The 11699-nt window shown below is 37.3% G+C and carries 11 protein-coding genes; 3 read left to right on the top strand and 8 right to left on the bottom strand.

The window, feature by feature from the left end; translation table 11 throughout:
• Positions 1–13: 13 nt before the first annotated feature.
• The 6 genes from BJK46_RS07685 to BJK46_RS07660 form a co-directional block, all read right to left on the bottom strand.
• On the bottom strand, positions 14–1849 hold the full coding sequence (locus BJK46_RS07685) for a monovalent cation:proton antiporter family protein (protein WP_014614359.1): 1836 nt from the start codon (positions 1847–1849) through the stop codon (positions 14–16).
• 10 nt (positions 1850–1859) lie between these two features.
• Entirely contained in the window at positions 1860–3203 is a 1344-nt protein-coding gene (gene mgtE / locus BJK46_RS07680; RefSeq protein WP_233509812.1) for a magnesium transporter, read from the bottom strand.
• Positions 3204–3273: 70 nt separating this feature from the next.
• On the bottom strand, positions 3274–4128 hold the full coding sequence (locus BJK46_RS07675; RefSeq protein WP_096533220.1) for an RluA family pseudouridine synthase: 855 nt from the start codon (positions 4126–4128) through the stop codon (positions 3274–3276).
• A complete protein-coding gene (locus BJK46_RS07670; protein WP_014614362.1) occupies positions 4125–4934 on the bottom strand; it encodes an NAD kinase in 810 nt (269 codons plus the stop codon). Before BJK46_RS07670 ends, BJK46_RS07675 begins: the two co-directional genes overlap by 4 nt.
• 11 nt (positions 4935–4945) lie before the next feature.
• Entirely contained in the window at positions 4946–5584 is a 639-nt protein-coding gene (yjbM, locus tag BJK46_RS07665; protein ID WP_014614363.1) for a GTP diphosphokinase, read from the bottom strand.
• A gap of 16 nt (positions 5585–5600) precedes the next feature.
• Entirely contained in the window at positions 5601–5948 is a 348-nt protein-coding gene (locus BJK46_RS07660) for a UPF0738 family protein (RefSeq protein WP_070407527.1), read from the bottom strand.
• Positions 5949–6078: 130 nt separating this feature from the next.
• Here BJK46_RS07660 and BJK46_RS07655 point away from each other — a divergent pair, with 130 nt between their 5' ends.
• The 3 genes from BJK46_RS07655 to yjbH all read left to right on the top strand — a co-directional run bounded on the left by BJK46_RS07655 (position 6079) and on the right by yjbH (position 8184).
• Positions 6079–6660, top strand: a complete 582-nt coding sequence (locus BJK46_RS07655) for a CYTH domain-containing protein (RefSeq protein ID WP_015728889.1) — start codon at positions 6079–6081, stop codon at positions 6658–6660.
• A 347-nt stretch (positions 6661–7007) separates the two neighbouring features.
• Entirely contained in the window at positions 7008–7379 is a 372-nt protein-coding gene (locus BJK46_RS07650) for a truncated hemoglobin YjbI (protein WP_015728888.1), read from the top strand.
• A 16-nt stretch (positions 7380–7395) separates the two neighbouring features.
• A complete protein-coding gene (gene yjbH / locus BJK46_RS07645) occupies positions 7396–8184 on the top strand; it encodes a protease adaptor protein YjbH (RefSeq protein WP_014614367.1) in 789 nt (262 codons plus the stop codon).
• A 247-nt stretch (positions 8185–8431) separates the two neighbouring features.
• Here the strand turns inward: yjbH and BJK46_RS07640 are convergent, their stop codons facing one another.
• Both BJK46_RS07640 and pepF read right to left on the bottom strand, forming a co-directional pair.
• A complete protein-coding gene (locus BJK46_RS07640) occupies positions 8432–9160 on the bottom strand; it encodes a M48 family metallopeptidase (protein ID WP_096533219.1) in 729 nt (242 codons plus the stop codon).
• 696 nt (positions 9161–9856) lie between these two features.
• Complete coding sequence (gene pepF / locus BJK46_RS07635; protein WP_101431414.1) at positions 9857–11665, bottom strand: oligoendopeptidase F; 1809 nt, start codon at positions 11663–11665, stop codon at positions 9857–9859.
• Positions 11666–11699: the final 34 nt, after the last annotated feature.

Raw genomic sequence — 11699 nt, 5'->3', positions numbered from 1 at the left:
TGTCTGAGTTCAGTTAAAACATTTCTAATTCTATTTTCAATTGATCGACGTATTCTTTCGTTCCTGTCACAATCAAACGGTCACCATATTGGAGTTGTGTATCCCCGTGAGGCACGATTGATTCATTGTTTCGAATAATACGGACAAAGATAATATCGCCGCCAAATGGGAAATGACGGAGCTGCATATGGTCGAAAGCGTAATTGTACATCCCAATTTCGTACAATGATGTTTCGACGTTGCTTAATAAGTTCAGCATGTTTGGTGTCTCAATCATCCCTTTTAATAAAATTTGGTTACTTTGGAAATTACTGAACAATTCGATACCTTGGCTGCTCAGTTCCTGAGATTCGTCATTCGTTTCGAGACGGCAAATCACGCGTTCTACACCGTGTGCTTTAGCCATTAATGCAACACGACGATTAATTTCATCATCGTTAGTTGAACATACGACAATGTCACTATCATACAAACCTAACCGCTTCAATATATCTGAATGGTAGTCTGTAATTTCAATCATCGTAATATCATCTGACAGTACGCGATGATCTGATAAGTCCTTTCGATAGTACAATGAAATCTCGTATAACTGCGAACGCAATCCCTGTGCAATCGGAATCGACAATTGGTTTTTTCCAATCATAGCTACTTTAATGGAACGTTGCATTTCATCAGGAATCGGAATTAATTTCTTAAAGACAATCGGCACAAAGACACATGTAATGACCGCACTCAAAATTAAAATACCTGAGATTTCTTCACTGATCGTGCCAAGTTTTTCAGCGATTTTGGCCGCTGCAATGACCAGTGATAGTGTCGATGTTAATAAAAATGCAGACGCAATCGTTGTCTTCATATCAAACCATTTTTTCAGCAGCATGACAGGGATTAATTTAGAAATAATAAACGCAATGATGAGCACTGGAATAATGAGTAATACTTTAGGGTCGCTAATTAACGATGGAATGTCCAAATCTACACCGACCATAATAAAGAATATCGGGATGAAGAAGCCATATCCAAATGAGTCGAGTTTTTCAACTAAATCTTGCGTTGGTCCGAGTAATGACACGACCACACCGGCTAAAAAGGCACCTAAAATATGTTCCGCACCGACACCTTCAGCTAACGCAACAAGTAAAATAATAAGTGCGAATACAGCCCGAATCCCAATTTGTGTCGTTCCAGCCATTAACTTTTCTAAAAATGGTGCTTTTTTGAATAAGCCACCTAAGAAATAGAACACAATTGTAAAGACAACTAAAATACCGATCAGCCAAATCGTGCCACCCCCTGATGCATGTATCGCACCATAGACAGTGAGTAACAGCATCGTTGCAAGGTCGGCTAATACCGCGACTAACAAAATTAATTGGCCAATCGTCGTACTCATTAAGTTCATTTCTTTCAATGTCGGCACAACTACACCTAATGAAATCGTTGAAATGATAATCACCATTAACAGCACATCATCAATTAAGCCCATCCATTGAAATGCGTATGCAAGTATAATAGACAAAATCATAATCAGCATAAACACACTCAATGCGAGTTTAAAATGACTTGGACTTTGTTGTTCCTCATCTTTTTTCTCTTTACCTTTATCCTTTTTAAATGCTGAAAAGTCAATTTCCAAGCCACTTAAAAACATTAAAAAGATAAAGCCTAACGTCGACAGAATATTTAACATTTCGTCACGATGTACGAGGTTTAAAAACGAATTTCCGATGATGATCCCCATTAAAATTTCGGCGACCACAACAGGTAAAAACGATATTTTCAACCTATGAATCAAAATCGGCGTAATCATAGCAGCTACTATGACGACGACTAGCGATACAAATTCCATGGGTACCCCCTCAAGTTAAATATGACATAAAAGTCGTAGCTAATCCGAAATAAATCAACATACTGACAATATCATTAATCGTTGTAATAAACGGACCACTCGCAACAGCAGGGTCAATACCTAAACGATTAATCACAAGTGGAATCACAGAACCAATCGTTGTCCCTACTGTCATTGCGATGGTCAGACTTGTCCCTACAATCAATGCAAGGTAAGGCTGGCCGTACAACAACATAATAATCAAACTCAAACTTACCGCACATGTAATCCCTGTCAAAAAGCCACTGCCTGATTCACGTAATGCAAGTTTAATCTTACTTTTTTCTTTAATATCACCTGTTGAAATGTTGCGGACAGACACGGCAAGCGACTGGGTGCCTGAATTTCCGGACATCCCACTAATAATTGGAATAAATGCAGCTAATAGCGCCACTTTTTCTAACGTTTCTTCAAATGAGCCTAAAATGGATGCCGTAATCATACCTAATACAGTCAAAATGAGTAACCACGGCAAACGTTTTAAAGCGGTTTGAAATATCGTATCATCAGTTGAATCGATATCCGACACCCCGGCTAAACGTGAGTAGTCTTCGCTCGCCTCTTCATCCATAACGTCGACGATATCGTCAATCGTAATAATCCCTAACAGATGATTTTGGTAATCTACAACCGGCATCGCGATAAAGTCATAGTCTCTCATTGTTTGCGCAACATCTTCTTGGTCATCAGCGACATTGGCACTAATGACACGTTCACTCATAATATCTTCAATGTACGCATCATTTTCGGCAATAATTAAATCCCTTAATGAGATAACCCCAACTAGTTTTTTATCTTCATCCACGACGAAAATCACATAAATCGTTTCGGCGTCTGGCGCTTGATCTTTCACACGCATTAACGCTTCATGTACTGGTGTATTAATCGTGAGTGAAATATACTCCGTCGTCATGATACCGCCGGCTGTATCTTCGTCATAGTGGAGTAATGCTTTAATTTCTTTTGCTTCTTCGCGGTTCATCAACATTAATAAACTCGCGATTTTCTTTTTGGAAAGCTGGTTTAAAATATCGACCGCATTATCGTAAGACATCTGCTCGAGCACTTGACTCGCATAAGTCGCATTCATCGTTTCAAATAATGCTTCGTAATCTTCCTCATCAATCTCTAAATTCTCAAAGAACTCCGAAACTTCTTCTGGAGATAAAAATCGATACATTTTTTGACGGACATCATCGTCACTTATTTCGAAATATTCACTTTGTTCATATGAGTGCAATGCTAAAAACTCTTCACGAAAGCCGTCAATATCCCCTTTCGCGATGAAATCATCTAACAAAGCTTTGTTGAACATTTCTTCGCCATCTAACAATATTTGTTCATTGTCGTTCACCACGTTTGCCACCTCCATCGTTCCTGTAAATCTACAAAGTGGTTAATAATTGTTCGAAGTGAGGCTGTTCACTCTTGATTGTCAGTCGTTCCTGAGTCAATGGATGGACAAACCTGACCTCCGCACATTTTAATAATTGGGTTTGATACGTATGATGTGCCTGTCCATATAATGTATCGCCCACTAATGGCGCCCCTAACCATTGAAAGTGCACACGAATCTGATGTGTTCTACCCGTTTCAAGTTTAACACGGCACCATGTATAAGTCTTGAAATTTTTAAGTGGCCAATAAATGGTTCGCGCTCGTTTCCCCTGTTCCGAGACAATTCGATTAATAATACTATCTGACGCTCTTGCAATCGGTTGATCAATCTCGCCTTTTGCTGTCAAAACACCTTCACAAATACATTCATAATACTTCTCTATGTCGCATTGATTCATGAGATGATGCATATGACGTGATTTTGCGATAATGACGATGCCCATCGTATTGCGATCCAGCCGTGTGACAATATGCGGAATCCCGCGTTCACCACGCTTTTGCATATGAGCCAGTGCTTGCTCCACCAAACTTTCATGTGGATGCTCACGTGAAGGTGCTGTGTTTTGATGGCTCGGCTTGGCCACAATCAACAACCACGTATCCTCATATAAAATATTTAAAGGCGCATCGTAAGGTTCAAGATACGAACTCGGTAGTTCTGTCGGCAAATGGACTTCCAATATATCACCGACTTGCAAAGAATAGCGTACAGTACGTGCCGTGCCATTAACAAGGAGAGCGCCATCTTGTTTAATGGCGCTCAACGTCTTTTTTGAAAATTGTTGTTCATATAAAAATGTTTTTAACGTTGTCGATTCCGTCACATGATATTTAAAAATCACAATGATTCACCACTAGAAATGAACGAATCATGCACACGTTTCCAAAATGGGAAAGGTCTAAAACGTGCAAATCGTACTTTTTCATTGGCGACGCGGTATTGGACAGCGTTCACATTTTTATGTTTGACGCTAATATGATCGACAGTTGACAAAATCGTACCGTGATCAACCGGTTTGACATGACATGTATGGTGTTTAGGCAATACGAGTGGTGATCCGACTGTACGGAATACTCTATTATTAATCGACGCAATCTCAGTCAACTGAATCGCTTCTAATGACGGATGAATGAGCGCCCCACCTAACGCTTTGTTATAGGCCGTCGAACCTGATGGCGTAGAAACACACAACCCGTCGCCTCTAAAACGTTCAAAATGTTGACCACGAATATCAATATCTACGACTAGCGTACTGCCATTTTCAGTTTTCATAGTTGCTTCATTTAATGCAAGATAACGTGTTTCATACCCTTCATCATTATAACGGACAATCACCTCTAACAAAGGGTATTCAATCACTTGAAACTCAGCTTTATTAATCGCGATGACCAACTTTTCAACTTCATGAGGGAGCCAATCTGCATAAAAACCGAGATGCCCTGTATGTATCCCGACAAATGCGCAACGTGACAACATATGGCTATAATGGTGGAACGCTTGAAGTAAAGTGCCATCACCACCGACAGAAATAACAATTTCAGGGTTTTCAGCATCCTCTATCATATTAAAGTCTTGCATGTGACACATCATTTTATGCTTCAATGCTTCTGATTTAGGATCTCCCTTAGATAAAATAACGTAACGCATTTATACACACCTCAATCATCATGATCATGCTTGCTGGCACGCTTTTTAGAATAGTACTTTTGTGCCTCTTGAATTTCTTCTTTGATTTCAGACATTTCTTCATCTAAAAGAAAAGCGGCTTCAGCGGCACGTTCGAGTCTCGTTTGAATTTCTGGTGGATAGTCTCCATCATATTTATAACGCAATGTATGTTCAATCGTCGCCCAAAAGTTCATTGCGAGTGTCCGAATTTGAATTTCCGCGAGTATCGATTTCGTTCCATCTAATGTTTCAATAGGATAATCGATAATCACATGGTATGAACGGTAACCACTTTGTTTCGTATTGCTAATGTAGTCGCGCTCTTCAATCACTTTGAAATCTTTTCGTTGACGCAATAGCTCGACGACAATATCAATATCATCCACAAATTGACACATCATTCGAAGTCCCGCAATATCATACATCTCTTCACGCAGACAATCGAATGCAATACCCCTTTTATTCGCCTTATCAACAATACTCGAAATCGGTTTGACGCGACCCGTGACAAATTCAATCGGTGAGTTATGTTCATTCACTTGATATTGTTTGCGCAAACCTTTTAATTTCACTTTTAATTCATCTATAGCTTGTTGATAGGGTGCTAGAAAAATTTCCCATTGGTTCATCTTACCTCACTCCGCTTCATTCGAGTTCAAATGTTTCTTCAACAGCAGACACAAATGCTTTCCCATAGTTTGAATTACCTTTAATATTATCGAGCAGGTAATCTAATTCCTCAGAAAACTTTGTGAGCGTTAAGGAATCATTAATGACTATCTCTTTATCTCGATGTTCGTGAAGCATTGACCAAGTTTCTTCTACAAACAATAAGTATGAGAATGAAGAGCCATCGTCTAATAAATAAACAAAAGCATGACGGTCACTATCGGCGAGCATTTGCCCGACTTCTGTTAGACCTTCTGTAGGTTGATCCGTATAGCATAAAATACGGTTATGTTGAATTTTTACTTCGTTGACATAAATACGCATATACTTTCCTCCTCATCACCTAACATTTTAACACAATTCACGCGCACTCTCATTGGTGAACTCTACCCTATTCTAAATACTTTTCAATCAAGTTTCAATTCGGCATAATATGGCATAAGGAGTGATTTCATTGGCAATCGAACGTGAAATAGAATTTAAACAATTATTGGACGCAGACAGTTATGTATCTATCAAAACACAACATTTCAAAGGTCAGACCCCTTTTAAACAAGTCAATTACTATATCGATACGGTTGATTTTCAAATACAATCTCAAAAAATGGCATTGCGTATTCGTGAAAAGGCTGACGGTACTTTTGAACTGACATTAAAAGTCCCTGACACAGTTGGTCTGTTAGAATATAATGCGCAATTCCACATGCAACCAGCAGAAAATATGACACTTAAACCTTCTGATATCGATGACGACATACGTGAAGTTCTTGAACAGCGCCACGTTCAATTAGATGCACTAAAAATTTTAGGTGCTTTAACGACGTATCGATTAGAAACACAGACAGACGAAGGGTTACTCGTACTTGACCATAGTCTTTACTTAGGCACTGAAGATTATGAACTTGAGTTTGAAGTACGTGATTTCGAAGCCGGTCAACAAGCTTTTAACAATTTATTGGCGCAGCTGAAATTATCACCCGTTGTCCCGAAAAATAAAGTGCAACGTTTTTTCGAATATCAACGCAAACTTCAATAAAAAACTTAAAAGCTTTATAGCAAATTATGCGTTTTTCTTTATCTCTTATTTCATAAACTGTAAAATAATAAAAATAACATTTGAAAGTGAACGATGAGGATAAAGTGATGTACGATGTTAAGCAATATGACTTAGCTTAATTTCAATCTATTGAATGACGTTGAGTTCAAAGTAGGTGGTAATTTTTGTACGTTTAAAAATTGTCATCTTGTACCTTCAATTTGTCCAAAAATCCTATTCAGTACAGCTACAAACACGAAACATCTTGTATGTAAGTGTTTTTGCTTTGAAATGTAAAAATTCATGTTATGATTTATATATAATAAGTCATATGAGCGGTGATATAAATGACACAAACGCCTTATGAAGTGATTGGACAAGAAAGGCTCTATCAGCTGATTGATCACTTCTATAGCCTTGTAGAACAGGATAATCGTATTAATCATTTGTTTCCAGGTGATTTTGCAGAAACAGCACGTAAACAAAAACAGTTTTTAACGCAATTTTTAGGGGGACCTGACTTATATACCCAAGAGCATGGCCACCCGATGTTAAGAATGCGCCATTTGCCTTTTCCTATCGATGACAAAGCGAAAGAGGCTTGGCTTGAAAATATGCATACTGCCATCACGCACGCCCAACTTCCTCATGGTGCGGGCGATTATTTGTACGAAAGATTACGTTTAACAGCAAATCACATGGTCAATATAGAAAATTAATTGTAGGTGAAATTACATGACGAAAGAATTGAGAGCTATTGTAAATACTTGTCGTGAAGATTCAAATCTTTCACCTGTCAGTAAGATCGAAATCTATTCTTTTTTTGATCCATTTGACAAAGACAGTTTTAAGCTATCGGCCGTTTTGTCAAAGTTAAGAATTGAATATCATCAATATATCCGTATTCGTCATATTTTAAACCCATCATTGCGGGTACTCACGAAATGTCAGGCACAAAGTACATCAGATCGAGACAATATTGCACTCGCCTTTAAAGCAGCAGAGCTCCAAGGTCGTGCACGTGCGCATCGTTTTATGCATCTCATTCAAAATGAAATTATACCGAAACGCGATATTGTAACAGAAGACATGATTGCAAAATGTATTATTAATGCTGGGCTGGATTATGATGTTTACCTTGACGATTTAAAAAATGGACAATTGCGTGAGAGTTTGAAAGTCGACCTCCATATCGCACGAGAAATGGAAGTCGAACAAGCCCCTTCTTTAGTTTTTTTTAATGAGGATATTCAAGCTGAAGGGCTAAAAGTGGAAGGGCTTTATCCGTACCATATTTATACGTATATCATTAACGAAATGATGGGATCACCTATAGAAAAAAGCTTACCACCAAAATTATGCGAGTATATTCAACAAAAGCAACTGGTGACTGAGGAAGAGTTACTCACTATTTATGAATGGCCGGAAAAAACGTTGCAAAAAGAGTTAAAGAAATTAATGTTGCAACAGAAAGTAAGAAAATTGAATTATCCAGACGGTGAATTCTGGAAGTCGATAATGTAAAGAGGTGTCTCGTTTGTGGGGAGCCTCTTTTTACTTTAGTGTCAATTAAAAATTATGAGCACTATGTTTTATTTTAAGCGCCCTCTCTTTTATATTTTCCGTATGTCATTCATTTTAAAATTATCCTTGGAACCACCTACGAGACAACATCAATAAAGCCTCGAATCTATGAAATGATAGTTGCTACACAGATCCGAGGCGTTTTTACATTTTATGAGCTATTGTTTTTTTGATTTCAATTCGTATTTCAGCTATTTTTAAGATTTTGTATTCTCTTATCTAAATTGGGGTGGCTCGCAAACAAAACTAATTTTGTATCCTTTAAAATCCCTAATCTTTTTAATGTCATCAATGCACGAATACCGGTTGCACTGCTTGTATGGATGCTTGCATAGCTGTCACACTTTAATTCTCTATGTCTGATGCGAAGAAAATATAAGAGCATACCACTCAAATAGATGATGACTGCCAATACAATATAAGCGATAAAGAGATTCATAGATTTAAATTCTATGAACCCAGAAATGAAAACAAGTAAAAAAGGTAAAACACCATAACTCAATGCACGAAATAATTGGTTTTTAGTGATGTCATTATTTTTAATATGGCACACCTCATGATATATAAGAAATCTCAATTCATCAATATCGACTTTTTCAATTAATTCAGGATTTAGCACAATACTACTTTTAGAACGGTCACCTTTAACATATACACTTTTAAGAAGTAGTGATGCTTTCGTATACATTTTCGTTCCTTGAGGTAATTCTACAGACGCTTCCAGTTCCTTATAGTCTAAAGGTATTAGGTTTTTAGTATTCTTATTAAAAAGCGGCCTAATAATAAACGTCGGCACTAACAACGTCATGAATATGAAAATAAGACTTTTTGTATTCTCATCTAGATAGGGCGTATTTACGATGTTCAACCTTATGAGTACCACTAAAAGATATATTAAAATTGCCAAAATCCGCATACCAACGACCTCCTCAAAGCAAAAGTGACGTTATGTCTGTTGCTATCATCGATGCTTTAATGACAAGCATTGTTCTAATGGTTTGATACAGTCTCTATAAATTCTCTATTAAAAAAACGGTTCTCCGTTAATTCATTAGTCAACTCTATTGTACAGTTTTATAGTAGGAATATGTACGTTTCACTAAATATTCTAGTTATTATTTGGATATATTTGTATGATGGGTAAATCAAAGTGAAGCTAAATCGTCTCTAATAAAAGGTTCACATATTTTTTATCGCTAACCAAAGAAGGATTAATAAATAACACTATATTGGACCTAACTTGATACTGTCTTTAAATGTCTCAATATCTCCCTCTCCCTTTTTATATAGCACACTACTCATAAGTTAGATAGATACAGCTATAAACGGAATATTTTGTTGTTTAAGTGGAATATCAATGATTTTGAACGTCGCATATATGGGAATTATTGTAAATAAACAGGAAATGAAAGCATTAAAAAACGCCGTGTTTTGACACGGCGCTAAACAAAGGGGATGGGAGAAATTTTTCACTTCAAACAAAGGGGTATGTTTGTAATGTGATTAATTTCATGTTCATAATATATCACGTGTGTGATGTTGTTTCAACCCATTTAAACCCAGAAATTAAAACTTTCACAAATCTGACATATTGTAAACGGATTCAGCATCCTCAAGCTTTCATTAATTTTTCAAAAGCGTCTAATTTTTGTTCAAACACTTTACATGCATCCTCAATTGGACCTGGTGTTGTCATATCGACACCGGCATTTTTCAAAATTTCGATTGGATAATTTGAGCTTCCTTTTTTCAAGAATTCATTGATATAACGTTCAACAGCAGGTGCACCTTCAGTCAAAATTTGATGACTTAAACTTTGTGCTGCACTGTAACCTGTCGCATATTGATAGACGTAATAGTTCATATAGAAATGCGGAATACGCGACCATTCTTTACTAATATACTCATCTGTTTCAACAGTATCACCGAAATATTGACGGTTTAATGCAGCATATTCTTCGTTCATACGTGTTGCTGTTAATGGTTCCCCTGCTTCTTCAATTTGATGGATTTTATGTTCAAATTCTGCAAACATTGTTTGACGGAATAACGTTGCACGGAAACGTTCTAATTCTTGGTTGAGCAACAGTAAACGACGCTTGTCATCTAAATTTTGCTCCATGTAGTGGCTTAATAACGCTTCATTACATGTAGACGCCACTTCCGCTACAAAAATAGAATAACCGCTCATATTGGATGGTTGGTTTTTACGGCTGAAATAGCTGTGCGCTGAATGACCGAATTCATGTACTAACGTATATAAGTCAGAGACCGTGTCAGACCAGTTTAATAAAATGAATGGATTGGTTTTGTGTGAACCTGATGAATAGGCACCTGAACGTTTACCTTTGTTTTCATAAACGTCGACCCATCGGTTATTCAAACCTTCTTTAATGACTTTTAAGTATTCTTCGCCCATCGGTTCAAGGCCTTTTAACATCCACTCAACCGCTTCGTCATAAGGCATTTCAAACTTGATGTCTTTCACCATTGGCGTATACATATCGTACATTTTCAAATCATCGACACCGAGTAATTCTTTTCTTAATTTTGTGTAACGATGTAAGAGTGGTAAGTATTCATGAACTGTTTTCACGAGATTGTCGTATACTGCTTCAGGAATATGATTGTTCCCCAATGCTTGTGCTCTTGCACTCTTATAGTTGTGAGAACGTGCATTAAACACATGTTTCTTTACTTCACCTGCTAATGTTGCCGCTAATGTATTGTTATAGCTACCATAGGCTTTATACATGTTTTCATAAGCTGATTGACGTAACAGACGATCATCTGACTCTAAATATTTAATGAATGAACCTTGCGTCAATGCATGCTTTTCACCGTCTTTGTCTGTTACATCATCAAAAGTTAAGTCGGCATTATCAAACATACTGAACACATTGCTCGGCGTAGACAACGCATCTTGTGCTTCAGTCAATAATTTTTCTTTTTCTGCATCTAAGACGTGCGGACGTTTTTGGTTAATTAAGTTCAAATCAAATTCGAAACGTTTTAATCCTTCATGTTCAGCAACGTAAGATTCGATTGTTTTTTCATCGATTTGAAGTAATTCCGGTACTAAGAAACTCCAAGCCGAACTTAATTTAATCGCTAATTGATGTGCACGCGCTTCAAAACCTGTGTACTTGTCATTCGCTGTATCTTGGTCTTGTTTTAAATGTGCATAAACATAAACTGATTCAAGTTCTGTTTCAATTTCATCTTCTAACGAAAGGGCTTGATACAGTGTTTCGGCGTCATCACCTAAATGACCTTTGAATTGCTCTTCTTTGCCAAGATAGCTTTCAACTGTTTTAAACGCTGCTTCCCAAGACTCATCACTTTCGAAAATCGTCGTGAGGTCCCATGAATATTCTGGATACTTTTGTTCTTGTTGTTCTCTTGTCAATTGTTGGCTCATTATAAATTCCTCCTCGTGATGTGTGTAACACTCC

Origin of the sequence: Staphylococcus pseudintermedius, from assembly GCF_001792775.2 — a bacterium.
Classification (GTDB): Bacteria; Bacillota; Bacilli; order Staphylococcales; family Staphylococcaceae; genus Staphylococcus; species Staphylococcus pseudintermedius.
This window is presented reverse-complemented; position numbering and strand designations above follow the sequence as displayed.

Coding starts and splice junctions, on each gene's coding strand:
- BJK46_RS07660 (WP_070407527.1), bottom strand. CDS start 5,948: ATGCGTATTTATGTCAACGAAGTAAAAATTCAACATAACCGTATTTTA.
- pepF (WP_101431414.1), bottom strand. CDS start 11,665: ATGAGCCAACAATTGACAAGAGAACAACAAGAACAAAAGTATCCAGAA.
- BJK46_RS07640 (WP_096533219.1), bottom strand. CDS start 9,160: ATGCGGATTTTGGCAATTTTAATATATCTTTTAGTGGTACTCATAAGG.
- BJK46_RS07685 (WP_014614359.1), bottom strand. CDS start 1,849: ATGGAATTTGTATCGCTAGTCGTCGTCATAGTAGCTGCTATGATTACG.
- yjbM (WP_014614363.1), bottom strand. CDS start 5,584: ATGAACCAATGGGAAATTTTTCTAGCACCCTATCAACAAGCTATAGAT.
- mgtE (WP_233509812.1), bottom strand. CDS start 3,203: ATGTTCAACAAAGCTTTGTTAGATGATTTCATCGCGAAAGGGGATATT.
- BJK46_RS07650 (WP_015728888.1), top strand. CDS start 7,008: ATGACACAAACGCCTTATGAAGTGATTGGACAAGAAAGGCTCTATCAG.
- yjbH (WP_014614367.1), top strand. CDS start 7,396: ATGACGAAAGAATTGAGAGCTATTGTAAATACTTGTCGTGAAGATTCA.
- BJK46_RS07670 (WP_014614362.1), bottom strand. CDS start 4,934: ATGCGTTACGTTATTTTATCTAAGGGAGATCCTAAATCAGAAGCATTG.